Genomic DNA, 18,141 nt, shown 5'->3' on the forward strand with positions numbered 1-18,141 from the left:
GAGACACCAGGTCCGTGGCCAGGCCGTGGCGGCGGACCTGGTCGATGCCGAAGTCCCGCAGCGCTGCCGCCTCGGCTTCGGTGAGCAGTCCGCGCCGGTCATAGCGGGAGAGGTCGACCGGCCATGCCCAGGCGGGTGCGGTCGTTGGGATCGGCTGGGGGCTCACTGGGCGATCGCCCCATCGGTCTGGTCGGCCCGGGTGAGCATGTCCACGCGCCAGGAGTGGATCTGCTGCATGCCGCGGTTCAGCTTCTCAGCCAGGTCCCGGCCGGACAGGTGGATGTAGGTCAGCGTCGACTCGGTGCTGCGGTGGCCGGCGAACGTGGCGATCGCATGCAGTTCCCAGCCCATCCTCGCAAGGTCGGTCAAGCACAGGTGCCGCGTGGTGTGCGTCGAGAAGCGCGGCAGGTCAGCGGCGAGAGCGACGCGCCGGGCCACCTTGGACCAGGTCCAAAGAGTCAGAGGCTGGCCGTAGTTGCGGCGCGACTCCGACAGGAACAGCGGGCCGCGGGCCCGGCTGATCGTGGCCCGGTGCGTGAGGTAGCCCGACAGCAGGACCCCGGTCGCCGCCGAGTAGGGAACGACGTGCTCGCGCCGGGTCTTCGTCGTCTCCGCGCGGACCCGAAGCGTGCGGTGGACGGGATCGAGGTCCTCGGTCCGCAGGGAGCACAGTTCCTCTCGCCGCAGAGCCGCGTCGTAGGCCAGCGCCAGCATGACGCGGTTGCGCACCGGCTCCTGCCGCACGACGTCCAGCAGGTCCAGCCACTGCTGTTCGCTCGGGATCCACGGCAGCTTCGTCAAGCGCGGAACCAGCCCCCGCTGGTATCCCCCGAACTGGCGGCCAGGTGTGTAACGGCCTCGGCCCACCGGGTTCGACTCCCGCAGGCCCTCCTCGATGAGGTAGTCGTAGAACAACCTCACCGGCACCAGCCGCTGCTGCAGCGTCGCATTCGCCAAGCCGACCCCGGAGTCCAGAGCGACCACATTGCTCCCCCGACGGCTCGGCCGGGTGGACAGGTCCTTCACGAACGCGGCCACCTGCAGCCGGTTCGCGGCGACCGGATCCACACCGTCCCGCTCACAGACGGTCAGGTACTCGGCCAAGCCCCGCGCGTACGCGTCGATCGTGCGGGGAGCCCGCCCCAGATCCGTCCACACCCGCAGCCACTCGGCCGCCCGCGCATGCCGGCCCAGGACCGGCCACTTCTCCTCCAGCACCACCACGCTGCCCAACGGATCTCCTCAGTTCGTGGGAACGCCGCAGGATACGAGACGCATCCTGCGGCATCAGATTCCACGTAACTTGTAGGAACACGGTCTACGGGTACTTCGCCAAATGGGCCGACGAAGGCGTGTTCGCCCAGCTCAACGGTCTGCTCAGGAAGCTGTTGCGGGAGAAGGAGGGGCGGGACGTCGAGCCGTCGGCCTGCGTGATCGATGCACAGAGCGTCAAGACCTCGACCAGCGTCGACGCCGCCGGCCAGGGTATCGATGCCGGGAAGAAGATCGTCGGCAGGAAGCGGAGCATCGTCACCGACACACTCGGACTCCTCCTCGCCGTGCTGGTGACCGCGGCGAGCGTGCAGGACTCCGTCGCCGGAACCGCGTTGCTCGACCGGGTGGCCGCCGAGCACCCCGCCATCCGCAAGGTCTGGGTCGACGGAGGCTACCGCCAGCACCTCGTCGACCACGCCGCCACCCTCGGCATCGACATGGAGATCACCATCCGCAAGCCCGGCACCAGGGGCTTCACCCCCATCCCGAAACGCTGGGCGGTCGAGCGGACCTACGGATGGCTCATGCTCCACCGACGCCTCGCCCGCGACTACGAGACGTTGCCCACCCGTTCGGAAGCCGTCATCCACATCGCCATGACCGACCTAATGACCCGCCGCCTGACCGGGGAGAACACCATCTCCTGGCGCGACCCGAAGAACCTCACCAAATACCCCGTCTCGGGATGAAACATCGGACAAGAACGACCTCTAAGCTTGTTCTTTATGGTCTGACCGGGCCAGTGGCGACGTGCGGCACCGGGCGCCACTGGCCCGGGCAAATCCGTTGGCGCCGAGAGCCATCGGACGACCAGACTGCGCTGGTGAACACCCTGCCGCCGTTGCCCGGCCCGCTTTCGCTGCCAGTACCGGACCCGCGTGCCCGCGACGTCGTTCTCGACTATGCGGGCATGGACGCCTTGGTGGCCGACCTGGCTCTGCCCGGTGACGCGTCGATGTACGTCATGAGCGCGATGGAAACGTCCCGCGAGCTCATCCGGCACTCCTACTACCGGTACGAGTTCGCCACCGTCGCCGTTACACATTCGCTGTTCGCTCTTGAGCAGGTCCTTGCCGAGCGTCTGGCCATCAACGAACCGGTCCAGGACCTCATCGAGCGGGCCGTCGACGCAGGGCTCATCCCGGTCGAACTCGCCGCCGAGCTCGACCGCAGCCGACTACTGCGCGAAAAGCTCGGTCGGGGCACCGTGACAAGTGCCGCCCTCGGCCCGGTCAGGGCCATCACCATGGTGCGTGCCGTCTTCGATGCTGTTTCCCTGCTCCTTCGCCCACCATCGGCGGCAGACGTGGCAGCCGCCGACATGAACGGAGCGCAGTCCGAAGACCGGCTCGCCCGGCTGTGGGAGGAACACCGGCGCGCCCTGTACCCGGACAGCTTCCGCGGCATCGACATCGAGGGCGTGGAGCTGATCCTCCTGGACTCCGGCGTCGCCGGCCTCGTCCGGCGAGAGCTGGATGGTGGGCTCGACGACAGCGGCGTTGCCACCCTCTGGGCTTGCATCGCCGACCTCGACAAGGTCGTGCCCCTGATCGACTCCGAGTACTGCGCCTCCTACTTCGCGAGACTCAGGACGATTGCCAAGCTCGGAGCAGCACGCCACCTCCCTACCGCGACCTGACACGTGGAGCCCGAATTGGGATCTCCCACGACCCTCGTCAGGGTCTGACCCGCTCGCGTTCGATGATGATCCTGGGGCGTCCGACGGTTTTGCCCACGTCGTAGCGGGTGGCGGGCTGCCGGTTCTTGGAGCCGAGCGGCCTGCCCGGGCCCGGCCGCGATGGTTTCGGCGCACGGGCCGGGCAAGGCAACGCTGGGCGAAGGTTCCTGAACCCCCGGCGGACCCGGGCGGTGGTGAGCCTGTTCGGTTCGGCCGGTCGTTCCCAGGGCCGGCGGGCGTCCTCGGCGAGCGGCCGGGCGAGGCGGAGCCGGGTGTGCGCGACGATGATCAGCCACGTCCACCGGTCCGCTGCTTCCGGGGCGCGGAGCTTCGGTCGGGTCCAGCCGAGGGTCTGCTCGATCATGCGGAACGTGTGCTCCAGGTCGAACCTCCTCAAGAACGCCTGCCGGCGCAGATCGACGCTGTCGGCGGTCATGCCGGTGGCCATGGGAGGCGGGGCCGTGCACCGGCTCGGTGTGGCCTGTATGACAGGGGCGGTGTGCTGGGGAACCTGAGGGTGCCTGAAATGCCCGAATCCTTGGAAGTTGCAGATTCCGTGTTCTGGTCGGATAGACCCGCAGGTCATGAACTCTGCTCCCCGCGTCCGCGGGGGTGATCCGAAGACCTGCCGGTGCCGGCCCGGCTGATGGCGCTGCTCCCCGCGTCCGCGGGGGTGATCCCCTCACCAGCTACAACCGACTGACTTCGTTCACGTGAAGTAGGTTCTGGCACAGATCTTGGGGGAGTCGTCACGGAGCGTTACCTCGGTGTTCGATTGCGAGGAGACGGTTCGCGTGAGACCGCGCACGCCTTGTCGTCCGACGAGCGGAAATGACGCTCCATCAGGTGTCTGTCGACCGCTGCCGTGGTCGGTTGTGGCCGGTGATGGTGCTGGTCATGCCGACCGATGCACCGTTCTGGGACTCACTGGTGTTCGAGGGGATCGACGATGTGGATGTCGAGGCGGTTACGGCCGCGTTCGGCACGGTCGAGGTGGTGGCGAGAGGCCGCGCGGCCGAGCTTGCATGTCCGGATTGCGGCCGCTTTTCGGACCGCGTCCACGACCGTTACCAGCGCAGGGCCCGAACCCACGGCCCGAGCGCCGGTTTGTCGCCCGGGCGGGTGACATCCGGCGAGTCGGTTTGCACGGCCGCGGCCCGAGCCGCTTCAGTGGGCGCTGGCCGTCTGGGCGGACCCGCCTGGCCTTCACCATCCGGTCGTGTGAAGGCGCGTGGCGAAGTACCCAGGTCACATTCAGGGATCAGCTCACCATGAACTCCCAGTCTCCAGTGCATGCCGGGCCGGCGGCGCGAACCCACTGAGAGATCGGACGCCCCGATGTCCCTCACCGACCCCCTGGCCCACGCCACGCGCCTGCGCGCCCACTACACCGGCGAGGCATACCCCGCCTGCCGCGTACGTCTCGGGCCCCAGCCGCACGGAGTCCGGCTCATCCCCGACGCAGAGTCCGAGCAACAGCGGCTGGAGCACCACCTCCTGACCGCGATCGCCCGCCCGTTCCGATGGACCCGCCTGCCGTTCGGCATCAGCCACCTCGAACCCGCCCGAGCGCTCACACTCCACCTCGACGACAGCGCGGAACGGGTCCGCGACATCCTGAGCTGGACCCTCCCCTGGGCCAACCCCGACGACTCCGACGGCGAGGTCCACGGCATCGCCGGCCTGCGACTCTCCGACTGGCGCCACGGACGCGTGAGCCTGACCGTGCCCGACACCGACGCCAAGGTCGTTCTGGCCGGCCTGACAGCGGCCACGTGGAACACCGCGCTCAGGGCGTACCACGCCAACCTCGCCGAGATCCCCCACGCCCGGCTCTACTGGCAGAGCGACCCCACAGCCGTGACCGCCCACGAGGCCGACTTCACCGCCCGATGGGAACACGACGACGACCACTGCGGATGGTGGCTTGCCAGCGGCCTGCTGCGCCGCATGCCACTGTTTGCCTCTTGGTCCCAGCAAGCCCACGCACTCGCCGCGTGACGCTACAGCTCGGGCAACCGGGAAACGAGGGTGGGGGACGGCCGCTCTTCCAGCCAGTAGAGGTAGATCCGCAGGTCAGTTGCCAGGCTACCGGCGATGTAGAGCTCGAAGTCGCGGACGGCAGCGGCTATGCCCTGACCTGCCCACTCATCGCACTCATCCCACTTGCTCCGCTGATCGGACAGGTACTGTACGACCTGGCCGCGGCTACGCCACCACTCCCGGACCGTTTCCGGTGTCCATCGCGAGTCACCGTCACAGCCGTATCCGAGTAACGAGTCGTTGTCCGCCGCCTCGACCAGCAGGGCCGTTTCCGCAGGCGTTCTGGGCTGGCGATAGACGTACTCGCTGAGGCACTCGCCTCCGTAGAGGACGTGGGCGGGTGCCGAGAGTCGCCCCGTCCAGCAGGTGTCGGTCTCCCCGCCGTAGAAGGGCCCGGGGACGTTGAGCCACAGTCGGTCTTCCGAACGGCCCCGAAAGGCATCGCGGTCGTGCCGAGGATGGCCACTGGGTCGAAGTAGAGCGTCATCCGCCGAGACTAGGGCATCCGTTCGATCTGAACGACGGGCTGGCGACGGACAGGGGACTGCCTCCCCCCTGGAGCTCATGCACTCACCGTTTGACTCTCCAGCTCATGGGATGTCTGTCAAGTCGGCATGTTGAGGAGGATGGAGCCGGTTGCCTCTTGGCTGGGCGTAGGCAGTGAGATGCGCCGGGTAGCAGCGATGTCGTTCGTCCGCATCACGGCGGGCCTTCGGAAGGCGACCGAGGTGGCGCCTGGTGGTCTGGTGCCGGGCCCGGGTGGCGCTCCGGCGGGCGGGGTCGTGCGCCTGGGTGGGCTGTGGAAGGGCGGTTCGTTCTTCCACAAAGCCCTGCCCGGGTCTCGGTGTTGCCCTACCGTCGGGTGTCATGGGTACCGTGGGGGACATCAGTAAGGGGTTCGGGCTGCCGTTCGCGGGGGCGCCGCCGGTGTTCGAGGACCGCACCCGGGACGCGTGCGTCATCGTGCCGGGCATCATGGGCAGCGTCCTCGAAGACACCGGGACGGGCTGTCCGTTGTGGGGCGCAGACCTGTCGATGCTGACGGACCCGCTGCTGGCCAGGGGATTCCTGGGCGCGTTGCACGCCGACGAGCAGGAGCGGGCCGCCGACGCGGACACGTTCCGCACCGGGCCGCTGACCCGGATCCGCGCGACCAGGCTGATCTCGCGGCCGTGGTGGCTGCCCTTCCTGGAGTGGCTGGAGCCGTACACCGAGCTGACCGCGGTGCTGCGCAAGGCCACCCTCGCGCCGGAGGCGGTCCTGCCGTTCCCCTACGACTGGCGCCTGGCGGTCGCCTACAACGGGGCGGTACTGGCGCGCGCGGCCCGCGCGCGCCTGACCCGCTGGCGCGAGCAGGTCGCGGCCCACCCGGGGTGGCGGGCAGCCGGGGAGCGGGAGCCGAGGCTGGTGTTCGTGGCGCACTCGGTGGGCGGGCTGGTGTCCGTGCGGCGCTGGAGCAGGACCCCGGGCTCGCCGCCGACACCCGCGCCGTGATCACCGTCGGCACGCCGTTCCTGGGCTCGGCCGGCGCGGTCCTGACGCTCAACCTCCAGCACGCCCAGGCCCGCCCGGCGTGGCTCCAGCGGCACGTCCAGCAACTGGCGGCCACCCTGCCGGGCCTGCACGACCTGCTGCCCGCCTACCGGTGCCTGGACCGCGGCCTGGACGTCGACCGCCTCACCCCGCAGGACGTCGCCCGGTTCGGCGGCGACCACGACCTCGCCGACCGCTCCCTGGACACCCCCACCCGGCACTGGGAGCACCCGGTCGCGCTGCCCGGGCACCGGGCGATCGTGGGCGTCGGCCAGCCCACCGTGCAGACCCTGGACGAGCAGCGGCGCGGCGGCCTCGCGGTCGCCCTGGGCCGCCACTACGCCTTCGACGTCGACGACGACGGTGAACTCCTGCGCGATGCGCGCACCGGCATCCCCGCCCGACGGGACACTTTCGGCGACGGCACCGTCCACACCCCCTCCGCCCAGGCCGGCGCCACCGCACCGGCCTATGTGCACGGCCAGCACGGCACCCTGCCCTGCCACGATGAAGTCCTGCGGCAGGTGAGCGCCGTCGTCCTGGAACGCCGGTCCGGCGGGCGCCTGTCGGGTGAGGGCCCGCAGCCCGGTCTCACCGTGCCGTGCCTGGGCGGGACGCCAGGCGCCCCGCTCCCCCTGACGGTCACCGGCCTCGGCGCCCCGGCCGGGGCGGCCCTGAGCGTGCGCTCCGCTACCACCGGCCGCCCCGGCCACCCCCTGACCCTTGCCCGCGACCCCGGCCGGACGGACGGCGCCCTGACGGCCGCCTTCACCGCCGACGTGCCCGACCTGTACCGGGTCACCCTCACCACCGGCACCCACCCACCCATCACCCAGCTCGTCCTCGTCAGCCCGCCCGACACCAGGACCCGGTGACCCTCCCCATGACTGCACCCCAAGCCCCGCACCCCTCCGGCAGCCCGGCGGAGCCCGGCCCGCAGGACACGGACGTGACCGGGGTCGAGTTCTTCCCGGTGAACTTCACTACCTACCGGGACCCGGGCCTTCCCGACCTCGACACCGAAGCACACGTCACCGCGATCACCGGCCTGCTCGCCCCCTTCGGCCCCCAGGTGCACCGGTGGACCGCCGCCGGCCACGAACGCGGCCGGGACGCGGTCGAGGACCGGCTCCGTACCTGGCAGCAGCCCGCCGCCGACCGGCACGGCAACTCGGTGCTGTACTGGGCCGGCCACGGCAGCGCCGGCCATCTCGCCCACCACCACACCCGGGCCCCCATCGACAGCGGCATCTTCCCCGAAGAGCTCGCCCACGCCATCGGCAACCGCCTTCTGCACCCCGACAACGCGGACAGCTGGACGATCATCGTCCTCGACGCGTGCTTCTCCCACGAGTTCGCCCTCGACGTCGACCTCGCCCTTCAACGGCGCCACCGCGGCGCAGCCCAGCGATACCTGCTGCTGTCCACCGCCGCCCGCGGCTACGCCGACCTCGGCGCCTTCACCCACGTCCTGCGCCGGGCCCTGACCGTCACCTTCCGGGGCAGGACCACCATCGGGCTGGTCGAACTCGGCCAGGCACTCGCCTCCGTCCTGGGCGGCTACGTCAAAGCCGCCACCTTCGACGACCGCGACCGGCTCGTGCGCCTCCACCCAGACATCGCCGCCACCGTCCGCGGCCCCCTCGACCAGCTCGACGAGGTCCAGGCCGTCATCGACCAGCTGCCGCCCGACGAACGCCGCCACTTCGTCCCCAAAGCCTCCGGCGCCGAATTCGGCGAACTCGCCTGGTACTTCCACGGCCGCACCGTCCAACGCGACCACATCCTGCACTGGCTGGCCACCGCCCCCCAAGGCGCCCTGATCGTCACCGGCCCCGCCGGCGCGGGCAAATCCGCGCTCCTGGGCCACATCCTCCTGTACGCCAACAGCGACCTGCGTAGGGTCCTCACCGACCGCGGCCACCTCAGCGCGCTGCCTGCGGGCGTCCCCTATCCCGAAGGCCGGTTCGACCTCACCACTCACCTCGCCGGCCTCACCCTCCACCGCACCATCGGGCTCGTCGCCGACGCCGCCGGCCTGCCCGATCTCGCCCAAGACGCCGCCCGGGGACAACCCGCGACTGCCCTCGCCGACCGCCTGATCAGCGAGTTGCGCGAGCGCCGGTCCCCGCTGACGCTCCTGTTCGACGCCCTTGACGAAGCCGACCAGCCCCTTCACATCGCCCGTACTCTCTTGCGCCCGCTCGCCGCTCTGCCGGGTGTCCGCCTGATCGTCGGCACTCGCCGCTCCACCCGTGAAGGACCCGACCAGCCCGCACCTGGCGACACCGACCTCCTCGACGCCCTCAGCCCCCAGCCGCACGGCGCAGCCGACCCGGCAAGGGGGCCGGTCGTGGTCGAGGTCGGGCACGACCAGGAAGCCCTCGCCGGGTATCTGCGGGCCAAACTCACCACCGCCAAGCACCGCAGCGTCCTGCACGCCGCCGACGCCGAGATCTCCGCCGCCGTCCACCGCCTGGTCACCGGCCACCCTCAGGACAGCGAACCGCAGCAGTTCCTCTACGTCCGCCTCGCCGCCCACGAACTCCTCAACGACCCAAGCCTCGTCACCGACCCCACCCCCCTGATCGGCCGCACCCACCGCCAGCTCTTCACCCGCGCCCTCGACCGCCTGCGCCGCACCAACCCCCTCTTCCTGCCGCTCCTCCAGGCGCTCGGCCTCGCCCAGGGCCGCGGCCTGCCCGACCAGGACGGCATCTGGGCCCGCATCGCGGCCGCCCTCGCCCCCGGAGCCGATCTCATCCAGGTACGGGACACCATCCAGGACCTGCTCCAGGCCGCCGCCCCCTACCTCGCCCTGGACCAGGAGCACGGGCAGAGCGTCTACCGGCTCGCCCACCGCACCTTCACCGAACACTTCACCGCCGCCCCCCGCACCGCCCAAGCCCACGCCGACATCACCACCGCCCTCATCCACCACGCCACCTCGAACCCGCAGTGGCCGGGCACCCACGACGACAGCAGCACCGGCGCCGCGCTCGCTGTCATCAGCCCTTACGTCCGCCAGCACCTCGCCGCCCACGCCCGCCTCGGCCACACCGCCGGAGCCCTCGACACTCTGGGCGACAACCCCCAGGTCCTGGACATGCTCGACCTCACCAGCATCACCACCGCCGTCTTCGGCCACGGCCTGCCCACCCATGACCTGCCTCCCGCGATCGCCGGCACCGTCCTCCTCCAGCACCACGCCCGCGGCGACACCCCAGATGGGCTGGTCCCCGCCAGCACTGCCCGGCGCCGGTGGTGGCGCCGGCTCGGGACCACCTACATCCAAGGCACCCCACCACCCGCCGAACCACCGTACGACAGCCCCGGAACACGGTTCCCCGACCTGATCACAGGGCAGGTCCACCGACGCCGGCTCCATCTCCAGCTCACCGGCCACACCGACGGGGTGCGTGCGGTGGGGGTGTTCGCCGCTGCGGACGGCACCGCCCGTCTCGCCACTACCGGCTACGACGGGACGGTGCGGGTCTGGGACCCCGCCACCGGCAATCAGGTCGGCGAGATCCGCACCGGCCACACCAGGAGGGTGAGTGCGGTGGGGGTGTTCGCCGCTGCGGACGGCACCGCCCGCCTTGCCACCACCGCCGGACACGACCGGACGGTGCGGGTTTGGGACCCCGCCACCGGCGCCCAGGTCGGCGAGATCCTCACCGGCCACACCAGAGAGGTGAGTGCGGTGGTGGCGTTCGTCGCTGCGGACGGCACCACCCGCCTTGCCACCACCGCCGGATACGACCGGACGGTGCGGGTCTGGGACCCCGCCATCGGCGCCCAGGTCGGCGAGATCCGCACCGGCCACACCGGAGAGGTGAGTGCGGTGGGGGTGGTCGGCGCGCCGGATGGGACTCCCCGCCTTGCCACTGGAAGCGATGACGGGACGGTGCGGGTTTGGGACCCCGCCACCGGCGCCCAGGTCGGCGAGATCCGCACCGGCCATACCGAGAGGGTGAGCGCGGTGCTGGAGTTCGTCGCTGCGGACGGCAGCACCCGCCTCATCACTACCGGCTTCGACGGGACGGTGCGGGTTTGGGACCCCGCCACCGGCACCCGGACTGGCGATCCCCTCCCCGGCCGCACCGACGGGGTGTATGCGGTGGGAGTGTTCGCCGCTGCGGACGGCCCCCTCCGCCTCGTCACTACCGGCTTCGACGGGAGGGTGCGGGTCTGGGACCCCGCGACCGGCGCTCAGGTCGGCGAGATCCTCACCGGCCACACCAGGTGGATGGGTTCGGTGCTGGTGTTCGTCGCTGCGGACGGCACCGCCCGTCTCGCCATTGCCGTCGGATACCTCGGGAGGGTGCGGGTTTGGGACCCCGCGACCGGCGCTCAGGTCGGCGAGATCCTCACCGGCCACACCAGGAGGGTGAGTGCGGTGGTGGGGTTCGCCGCTGCGGACGGCACCGCTCGACTTGCCACTGGAAGCGATGACAGGACGGTGCGGGTTTGGGACCCCGCGACCGGCGCTCAGGTCGGCGAGATCCTCACCGGCCACACCAGGAGGGTGAGTGCGGTGGTGGTGTTCGCCGCTGCGGACGGCACCGCCCGCCTTGCCACCACCGCCGGATACGACCGGACGGTGCGGGTCTGGGACCCCGCCACCGGCGCCCAGGTCGGCGAGATCCGCACCGGCCACACCAGAGATGTGAGTGCGGTGGTGGCGTTCGTCGCTGCGGACGGCACCGCCCGACTTGCCACTGGAAGCGATGACGGGACGGTGCGGGTCTGGGACCCCGACACCGGCACAGGAACCGTGCTGCCCCTGGCAGCGGGCATTCACTCGCTGGCAGCAGCCCACGGCCTGCTCATCGCAGGTACCTACGATGGCTTCCTCTGTTTGGACATCTCCTCGATGTACGACGACCCGCAGGACACCGCCGTCACGGGCTATTCACGAGTAGTGCTGGCCAGGAGTGATCCGAGGGTGTCGTAGATCGCTTCCCGAAGGGCGAGTGATCGTTTCCCGTACCGGACCCGCGGAGAGAGCGGGCCGGACAGTACGGGTGAATGCCCGGGGCCAGCGCGGGGATGGCGATCATGGATCCATGACGCAATGGATCCGGGCCCACTCTGCCGAGGACGGCATCTGGTCGTACTTCGAGCTCGATGACGAGGGGTGGGCGCTACGGCAGGTCGACCTGAAGGGGGCGGCCCGCTTGTGGGTGACAGCAGCCGCTCTGACCGAAGTCCTGGAGCTGAGGGACAGTGCCGGTCCTTCCGCGATGTCCGATTACGAGCGGAAGTACGGCGTCCTCGCAGAGGGCCCTCTCGCCGGCTGGGAGGAGCTGGCAGGCGCCATCGAGGTCACGGAGGACACCTTCGAGGGGCTCTGGGTCCTGGCGCGGCAGCACCTCGGGTCGGCTGACAGCTCGGTGGAACAGGAGGAGTCACCTTGATCTCGGACTACCATCAGAGGCTGCGGGAACGGTTCCTGTCCTGTCCTGAGACTGCCGCGCCGGCCCCTTGGCGTCCGGTTCTGGACCGGCGAACCCCCATCGGGGGTCTGCTCGGTATCGGGTTCGCTGTCTCCCCTGACACGGGTCGGGATCTCGTGATGGTGGTCTCCCTCGACGGGCACGGACTCTTCGACGCTGTCACGGGCGAGAAGATCGCCCGGGACCGTGATCCTGACGCGGACGAGAGCACGTGGGACGCGGTGCCGGATCTGACCTGCCCCGGGCTCGGCCCGGTCGTCGGGACCCGGGTGCCCATGGCGGGACTCTTCGGCGGCGGTCTGCACACCACCACCGTTGACGGCTGGAATCTGGAGGTCGTCAGTCCCCAGTGGCCGCATGACCGCGTTCTGCTGTTCGAGGACGAGAGGACGCTCCACCACGGTCCGCACGGGCAGGGCTGGTGGCACATCTTTGACTCCAACTACTCCGAGCTTCGGGCTGCCGGCTTCTCGCCCTCCGGACGCACGGTCGCTGTCGCCACCAGCAGCGACCTCACGCTCTGGACCCGTCCGGCTCCCACTCCAGGGCAGCCTGCGGCCGAGGCCGACACATGACACGCGACGCCCCGGCCGCGATGCCCGGCGGCCGGGCAGCGGCATCCGGTCCGGCGCGCGACGCCTTGCTCACCGGTGGTGCCTTGGTCGTCAGGCAGGGCTGTGCCGCCCCGGACACGTCGGAGCTCTGACCGCCAAGGCACTTCCGCATCGATCTTGTCCGCCAATGGTCAGCAGGTGGGCAGGTTGCGGACCAGGGTCGCTCCGTTTGAGGCAGGTGCGGTCAGCGCCTGCGGGCGTTTGGGGCCAGACCCTACGGTTGCGCACAGCAGGTGGCCCGTGTGGGGAAGGCAGGGGTCGGCGATGGCGTCGTTGCTCCAGCGGTTGGACGAGGAAGAGGCCATCGTCCGTGGAGAGCTGGACGTGCTTCGGGCGGAACTGGCGGTGGCCGAGGAGCGCCTGATCCGGCTGGCGATCACTCGGGAGACTGCTCTGCAGCTGCTGGGCGGTCCAGAGCCCGATGCCGGCACGGTGTCCGCCCCGGCGCAGGCGCCTGCCACCCCGGAGCGCGCCTGGGACCCCGCAGCACCGGCCGCCTCCGCCCATGGCGGGCAGGAAGCACAGTCCTCCGCACCGGCTTCCGGGTTCACGCCGATGGCGTCCACCCGCCACCCGTCTCAGCCGACAGCGGAAGCCCAGAGGCTGGATTGGGCCGAGGGGCTTGAGCGGATCCTGTCGTTGCTGGCGACCTCGGGCCGGGCGATGCGGGCGCGGGAGATCACGGCCGCGATTGGCGAGGAGGTGTCTCCCGCGCGGATCGAGACGACCCGGGGCCGATGCAAGAGCCTGGTCAAGGAAGGCAAGGCCGTCGAGGTGGAACCCGGGTGCTTCCGGATCGCCGTCCCGCAGAGTACTCCGGCCCAGGCACCGGCCGGCGAGGAGGCATCAAGGGCAGCGTGAGAGATGGTCAGGTGGCGCCGCCGGGGGTCCAGCCCCGGCGGCGCCGGAGGTGCGCCAGCTCCCTGTTAGCGGCTTAGCGCGTCTTCGAGGGTAGTAGCAGTTCGGCCCTCGGAGGGGTGGTGTCGCGAGTACGCCCGTTCCCAGTCGCATATGTGCGCGACCGGGCCGGAATCGAGGCTCAATGCTCCAGGGTTCGATCAGTCCTGTTCCCATCCGGCCATAGCCCGACGCCCAGCGCCGCGCCGAGGCGGGCGACAGTGGCCACGTCCGGCCACGAGGCCCCGGCCAGCAGGTTGGCGATGGCCTGCCGGTTCACCCCCGACGCGGCGGCGGCCTGCCTGAGGCTCCACTCCCGCTCCGCGATGGCGTCCGCGAGGCGGGCGGAAATCTGCCGCACCGCCTCCGCTCCCGGCTCGGCGACGGTCCCGCCTGGCCAGGATTCCGGATTGCCGGCCAGCTCCCTGGGGGAGCGCACGCGGGCTTCTCTGAACTACTCTGAGCGCCTCGCAGTGAGAGTCGCGGTGACGGTAATCGTTGGCCGTTTCAGCGTCACCCGGGCCAGGATGTGGCTATGCGTCATGCCCATGAGGATCCCGAACTGCAGGCCCTGGTTCGCCGCTACGTCACTCCCGATCGGCGTTACCTCCGCCTCGGCGGCCACCTGCTGAAGCTGACGGGGGCCGAACGCGCTCTGTTCTCGCATGAACTGGCTGGGGCTGCCGCCGAAATTACTCCGAGAGAGTTGACTGTCCTGCTTGAGGGCGGCTGGCGTGAACGTAAGACCGCTGCCTGGCTGATCGCCGTCGCAGGTAGAACCGCCTTCCGAAACCGCCTCGGCGAGCTCCTGCTCGCCAGTGAGGGGCCCTACGCCGGTGCGGCCTACTGCGTGGCGCTCGCCAACTTCGGCACCACCGCAGACGCTGAACTGTTGAGCGCCTACCTGGACCGGTACTTGCGGCGCCCGGATCTCTACTACGATCAGGCATTCGCTCTCGGGGCGCTGCTATATCTCGACGCTCAGCTCGGCGCTGACCACTCGGGTCGTTTCCTTACTCCAGGTGGTCTCTGGCAGCAGTGGACTGAGGGGCCACCGAGTAAGAGTTACGAACCGCAGGCATACTTGCCGATCGTCGGCCGACTGTGCGCCTTCGCCCAGGAGAGCGCCGATCTTCTCTGACCTTCGAGGCGGTGGCCGCGAGGCAGCAGCCTGAGCCTCGGATTTCGGGTCATGGAAGGTGGCTGCGTGCCTCCGTCCAGTCTATGAGTCGGTCCCGCACCGGGCCCGGCTCGAGGTGGTTGGCGAGCCTGTCCAGATGGGTGGTCAGGTTCTTGTGCCGGCGCAGTTCGCCGATCTGTTCGACGGGGAGGTCCCGCCAGCGATCTGCGAGTACGCGGGCTTCAGCCGGCGCGAGGGTCAGTGCGGCGAGCGTGTCGGCCGCCAGCTTCTCGGGGCTCCAGTCCGGGTCTTCGTCCGGACCGAATTGGTCGATGATCCACGTCCGAAGCATGAAGTCATGCTGTGCCATCCGGGCTCGATCCCAGAGGCCGTCGCCGTGCATACGATGGTTGGCCTGCAAAGACAGCTTGGCCCATTGCTGGCGGACGTCCCGTGGCTCATGGGAGTGATAGGCGTGCGCTTGAGCGACGACGCGAACGGTCTCGAGCTGTTGACCTGCGGCATCTGCAGCGAATGTCCGAAGTCGTTCAATCGTCCAGGTGCTGGGGTCGGCGGCTGGGTCTTCGGGAACTGCGACTTGGTTCACTATTCCTTGCTCCTGATGTTGGGAAGGCCGAGATCGACGGTAGTGGCTGTGGGACGGCGGTCGATCTGGGCGAGCTTGTCGTCAGCGCCGGCGAGGCTGACCTGTAGTCCCTCGATCTCGCCAAGCCAACCCTCGCGCTCCGCCTCGGCGATGCGGTCACGGAGGTTGTCGCGGATCTCGACCAGGCGGGGTCGCTCGGCGGGGTCCGGCCGGAGCATCGAGCACCGTATGCACGCGTGTTCGTGGATGCAGGGGGTGGCGAAGGCGCGCCCGCAGGTGCCGATCGAGAGCTTGCGCTTCTCGAAATGGCCGAGGAAGGCGTCCCACTCCTCGTCCGTTGGGACACGGTATTCCTCACCCGGCCGGGTCGCCCGTCGGCGGACCATGAACGCTCGGTGGGCCTCGATGGCTTCCGACGGGTAGACCGCTTTGTAGCCCATCGTCGAGTTGATATCGGAGTGCCCTGCGACGATCTGGGCTATGTGCGGTGGCAGACCGTTCATGATCGCGTCGGTGATGAAGAACCTGCGCAGCGAGTGGAACTCCAGCGCCGGGTCCAGGCCGAGCGCGTCACGGTAGGCGGCGAAGCGGGAGTCGAGCCGCTGGAGGCCGATCTGCGGTCCCCGCTCGGAGGGCCACAGCGCGGGTCCGTGGGCGTGCCGCATGCCGGGCCGCACCTCGGTGACCCACTCCTCGATGACGACCGGCGTCCACTGCCAGACGGTCAGCACGCTGCGGCGCTTGGGCGGCGAGCCCTTCTTCGCCTTCCCGTGGCGCACCATCAAGGTGCCGTGGTCGCCGAACTCCCGGCCGTGAGGGTTGGGGCCGACGTCGACCTCGTCGAGCATGCGGCTCTCGTTGCGGCGCAGGCTGTAGCCGTAGGCGGTCTTGAACAGCGCCGCGTCCCGGAAGGCCGGCAGCCAGCCCTTGCGGCCCTTGCCCCGGACGCGCACCACCTGCTCGTCAGCGTAGTCGAAGAACGCCTCCAGCTCGGGCCGGGTGAAGGCGCGGCGCTCTGGTTCACCCTCGCCTTCGTCGGCGTGGACCGCCGCGTTCCAGTCGTGCACCGCCTGGACCGGGTGCGTCCCGAAGCGCAGCTGACACTCCTCCGCCCAGCTGTACGCAGGGTTGGTCACGAAGGCGCAGAACTGCCGTACCGCGCCTTGGTAGTTGCGCACCGTCGAGCGCGCGCAGCCCGGACCGAGCGGAGGTCCACCGACCACTCCTCGACGTGCTGGGGCGCCCACTCCCACGGCAGTCCGTCCGCGTGCCGGGCGAACGCGCGCACCGTCCGCTCCTGGTCGCTGACGTAGCCGAACGACAGGTTCCTGGCCAGCTGCTGGTTGCGCCAGCCGGCCAGCATCGCCTCGAAGACCTGCTCCCCCGGGCGCAACAGTGGCAGGCCGCCGACCAGGTGCAGCCGTACCGAGCCCGGCGCGAGGGTTTCCCCAGCCATCCGTTCATCACTCTCCGCTCATCGCATTCGACGCGAGAATCTCGCAGCGGGGCCGGCCAGGGCATCGGACCGAGGGCACCAGCTCCTGCGGTTGGACCCGTCCGGCAGCAGTCCGCTCATTCGAGCAGAGCACCCATGTGGCCGTCGTCGGTCCGCATCGGCCAGAAGTGGCTTTCAGTGGCCCACGCCGGTGGATCGAGGGCGCGCAGGACGGCCTCGCCGACGCTGTCGAGGAGATCACGGGGCCGGAAGACCGCCCACGACGACACGGCGCCAGGACGGTTCCAGCGCCGGCGCTCCGCTCGCAGCCGCTCGTACGTCCACAGGACGTGGAGCAGTGTGGCGAGGTCGCGGTGGAGGTAGGGCGCGGGCCGGTCGTCGTCGTACCGGTCGGGCAGCTCGAGCCGACCGGTGGCACAGTCGAGCGCGACGTCGAGGTCGTACATCCACCCGCCGAGTGCCACGTAGTCGCCCTGGTACGGGCGCGCGGTCAACTCTCCGTCACGGTCGGGGGCGTAGCCGCTGGGGTACCGCTGCGCCATGGTGGTCAGCGGCCCGTCGGCGGCGATCGTCAGGGCGCAGCGGTCGGAGAGGGGCAGGCCGACGTCGGTGAGCAGGCGCCGTGTCGCGTCGTGGAGGAGGGGCTCGGGCAGCTCGTCGGGCCTGAACCGCCGCAGGGTGCCGTCGCCGGTCAGCTCGGCGAGGTCGGCGACCAGGTCGGACCCGACCGTGAACCCTTCGCCCGGCTTCCCGGGTGCCGCGCCCCAGGCCAGAGCACGGACCCCAAGCGCGATCTCCCAGTGCGCGGGTCGCCCGTCCGTGCGCTCCCACAGCTGCGGATCGGCCTCACGCATCTCCCGCAGCCCGAGCCGCACGGCCGCATCGACGGTCGTGGGCCCGTACGGCGCCCCGTCGTCGTCCTCGGCCCGTTCGTAGTCGCCCGCGGCGCACAGTGTGGTGGACTCCACGACCAGCATCAGCGTGACCAGGGCGCGCGGGCTGCTGGCCAGCAGGTCGCACCGCAGCAGCCCGTCCTCGCCGAGGCACGCCAGGTACACCTCACCGCTCGCTCCGTCGAGAAGCACGGTCACGTCCTCGCGCCCCGACGGGTAGAGCGCCTCACCCAGAACGAACAGCCCCGCGCCCCCTTCGACGAGCAGCTCGCCGAACCACAGGGCGGCCGACTTCGGGGGACCCTCGGTGGTGGCCCGCAGGTCCAGGTACGCGTAGCACCAGGACAACTCGCCGCTCGCCAGCAGCTCCCGGCTCACCTCGTCCGTCAGACCCGCCGGCCAGCCACTGGCTCCCGCACCCGCATCCGATCCCACCGTTGCACCCCCTTGTGTCCGTTCGTTGTCGGACGACACTAGGGGCTGTTCAGGGTTCGGATCTTGTGGTGGCTCGGTTGTGGGCTGGTGTGTCTGGTAGAACTCGGGATCGTGGCGCGTTTTGACGTGAC

The 18,141-nt window shown here is 70.2% G+C and carries 16 protein-coding genes and 1 pseudogene; 10 read left to right on the top strand and 7 right to left on the bottom strand.

Annotated elements, in window-relative coordinates; all coding sequences use genetic code 11:
• Positions 1 to 162: 162 nt before the first annotated feature.
• Positions 163 to 1,224, bottom strand: a complete 1,062-nt coding sequence (locus ACIQ9P_RS38280) for a tyrosine-type recombinase/integrase (RefSeq protein WP_402366893.1) — start codon at positions 1,222 to 1,224, stop codon at positions 163 to 165.
• A gap of 86 nt (positions 1,225 to 1,310) precedes the next feature.
• Between ACIQ9P_RS38280 and ACIQ9P_RS38285 the strand changes: the two are divergent.
• Together ACIQ9P_RS38285 and ACIQ9P_RS38290 are read left to right on the top strand one after the other, a co-directional pair.
• Positions 1,311 to 1,964: pseudogene (locus ACIQ9P_RS38285) on the top strand (IS5 family transposase); the annotation flags it as partial.
• Between the two features lie 134 nt (positions 1,965 to 2,098).
• Positions 2,099 to 2,914 carry a hypothetical protein gene (locus ACIQ9P_RS38290; RefSeq protein WP_402366855.1) on the top strand — a complete coding sequence of 272 codons (816 nt, stop codon included), beginning with the start codon at positions 2,099 to 2,101 and terminating at the stop codon, positions 2,912 to 2,914.
• A gap of 37 nt (positions 2,915 to 2,951) precedes the next feature.
• On the opposite strand, the gene ACIQ9P_RS38295 is transcribed toward ACIQ9P_RS38290, so the two are convergent.
• Positions 2,952 to 3,389: a hypothetical protein gene (locus tag ACIQ9P_RS38295; protein WP_402366858.1), complete on the bottom strand. Its 438-nt coding sequence runs from the start codon at positions 3,387 to 3,389 to the stop codon at positions 2,952 to 2,954.
• Positions 3,390 to 4,291: 902 nt separating this feature from the next.
• Here ACIQ9P_RS38295 and ACIQ9P_RS38300 point away from each other — a divergent pair.
• From ACIQ9P_RS38300 to ACIQ9P_RS38330, 7 genes are all read left to right on the top strand, one after another.
• Entirely contained in the window at positions 4,292 to 4,954 is a 663-nt protein-coding gene (locus tag ACIQ9P_RS38300; protein WP_402366861.1) for a hypothetical protein, read from the top strand.
• 909 nt (positions 4,955 to 5,863) lie between these two features.
• Entirely contained in the window at positions 5,864 to 6,490 is a 627-nt protein-coding gene (locus ACIQ9P_RS38305; protein ID WP_402366863.1) for a hypothetical protein, read from the top strand.
• The gene (locus tag ACIQ9P_RS38310) at positions 6,487 to 7,404 is read left to right on the top strand and encodes a hypothetical protein (protein WP_402366866.1); all 918 of its coding nucleotides are present in this window, start codon (positions 6,487 to 6,489) and stop codon (positions 7,402 to 7,404) included. Before ACIQ9P_RS38305 ends, ACIQ9P_RS38310 begins: the two co-directional genes overlap by 4 nt.
• Positions 7,405 to 7,412: 8 nt before the next feature.
• Positions 7,413 to 11,486: an AAA family ATPase gene (locus tag ACIQ9P_RS38315; RefSeq protein ID WP_402366868.1), complete on the top strand. Its 4,074-nt coding sequence runs from the start codon at positions 7,413 to 7,415 to the stop codon at positions 11,484 to 11,486.
• 112 nt (positions 11,487 to 11,598) lie between these two features.
• Positions 11,599 to 11,949 carry a hypothetical protein gene (locus tag ACIQ9P_RS38320; protein ID WP_402366871.1) on the top strand — a complete coding sequence of 117 codons (351 nt, stop codon included), beginning with the start codon at positions 11,599 to 11,601 and terminating at the stop codon, positions 11,947 to 11,949.
• Positions 11,946 to 12,563, top strand: coding sequence for a hypothetical protein (locus ACIQ9P_RS38325; protein WP_402366873.1), 618 nt, complete (start codon positions 11,946 to 11,948; stop codon positions 12,561 to 12,563). The genes ACIQ9P_RS38320 and ACIQ9P_RS38325 overlap by 4 nt, the downstream gene beginning before the upstream one ends.
• A 303-nt stretch (positions 12,564 to 12,866) precedes the next feature.
• Entirely contained in the window at positions 12,867 to 13,463 is a 597-nt protein-coding gene (locus ACIQ9P_RS38330) for a hypothetical protein (RefSeq protein ID WP_402366876.1), read from the top strand.
• Between the two features lie 178 nt (positions 13,464 to 13,641).
• Here ACIQ9P_RS38330 and ACIQ9P_RS38335 read toward each other — a convergent pair whose 3' ends face one another.
• On the bottom strand, positions 13,642 to 13,938 hold the full coding sequence (locus ACIQ9P_RS38335; protein ID WP_402366878.1) for a helix-turn-helix transcriptional regulator: 297 nt from the start codon (positions 13,936 to 13,938) through the stop codon (positions 13,642 to 13,644).
• Positions 13,939 to 14,034: 96 nt separating this feature from the next.
• Here ACIQ9P_RS38335 and ACIQ9P_RS38340 point away from each other — a divergent pair, with 96 nt between their 5' ends.
• Positions 14,035 to 14,640: a DUF6000 family protein gene (locus ACIQ9P_RS38340; RefSeq protein WP_402366881.1), complete on the top strand. Its 606-nt coding sequence runs from the start codon at positions 14,035 to 14,037 to the stop codon at positions 14,638 to 14,640.
• A 49-nt stretch (positions 14,641 to 14,689) separates the two neighbouring features.
• Here ACIQ9P_RS38340 and ACIQ9P_RS38345 read toward each other — a convergent pair whose 3' ends face one another.
• The 4 genes from ACIQ9P_RS38345 to ACIQ9P_RS38360 all read right to left on the bottom strand — a co-directional run bounded on the left by ACIQ9P_RS38345 (position 14,690) and on the right by ACIQ9P_RS38360 (position 18,010).
• Positions 14,690 to 15,226 carry a hypothetical protein gene (locus ACIQ9P_RS38345; protein WP_402366883.1) on the bottom strand — a complete coding sequence of 179 codons (537 nt, stop codon included), beginning with the start codon at positions 15,224 to 15,226 and terminating at the stop codon, positions 14,690 to 14,692.
• A complete protein-coding gene (locus tag ACIQ9P_RS38350) occupies positions 15,226 to 16,362 on the bottom strand; it encodes a tyrosine-type recombinase/integrase (RefSeq protein ID WP_402366885.1) in 1,137 nt (378 codons plus the stop codon). The genes ACIQ9P_RS38345 and ACIQ9P_RS38350 overlap by 1 nt, the downstream gene beginning before the upstream one ends.
• The gene (locus ACIQ9P_RS38355; RefSeq protein WP_402366888.1) at positions 16,359 to 16,682 is read right to left on the bottom strand and encodes a hypothetical protein; all 324 of its coding nucleotides are present in this window, start codon (positions 16,680 to 16,682) and stop codon (positions 16,359 to 16,361) included. Before ACIQ9P_RS38355 ends, ACIQ9P_RS38350 begins: the two co-directional genes overlap by 4 nt.
• A gap of 116 nt (positions 16,683 to 16,798) precedes the next feature.
• Entirely contained in the window at positions 16,799 to 18,010 is a 1,212-nt protein-coding gene (locus ACIQ9P_RS38360; RefSeq protein WP_402366891.1) for an SUKH-4 family immunity protein, read from the bottom strand.
• Positions 18,011 to 18,141 lie beyond the last annotated feature (131 nt).

It is taken from the genome of Kitasatospora sp. NPDC094019 (assembly GCF_044764505.1).
In the GTDB taxonomy this organism is placed as follows: Bacteria; Actinomycetota; Actinomycetes; order Streptomycetales; family Streptomycetaceae; genus Kitasatospora.

Bases quoted from the DNA above. Each gene is read 5' to 3' on its own strand.
- ACIQ9P_RS38295 (WP_402366858.1), bottom strand. From the start codon at position 3,389: ATGACCGCCGACAGCGTCGATCTGCGCCGGCAGGCGTTCTTGAGGAGG.
- ACIQ9P_RS38300 (WP_402366861.1), top strand. From the start codon at position 4,292: ATGTCCCTCACCGACCCCCTGGCCCACGCCACGCGCCTGCGCGCCCAC.
- ACIQ9P_RS38305 (WP_402366863.1), top strand. From the start codon at position 5,864: ATGGGTACCGTGGGGGACATCAGTAAGGGGTTCGGGCTGCCGTTCGCG.
- ACIQ9P_RS38315 (WP_402366868.1), top strand. From the start codon at position 7,413: ATGACTGCACCCCAAGCCCCGCACCCCTCCGGCAGCCCGGCGGAGCCC.
- ACIQ9P_RS38320 (WP_402366871.1), top strand. From the start codon at position 11,599: ATGACGCAATGGATCCGGGCCCACTCTGCCGAGGACGGCATCTGGTCG.
- ACIQ9P_RS38330 (WP_402366876.1), top strand. From the start codon at position 12,867: ATGGCGTCGTTGCTCCAGCGGTTGGACGAGGAAGAGGCCATCGTCCGT.
- ACIQ9P_RS38340 (WP_402366881.1), top strand. From the start codon at position 14,035: ATGCGTCATGCCCATGAGGATCCCGAACTGCAGGCCCTGGTTCGCCGC.
- ACIQ9P_RS38355 (WP_402366888.1), bottom strand. From the start codon at position 16,682: ATGGCTGGGGAAACCCTCGCGCCGGGCTCGGTACGGCTGCACCTGGTC.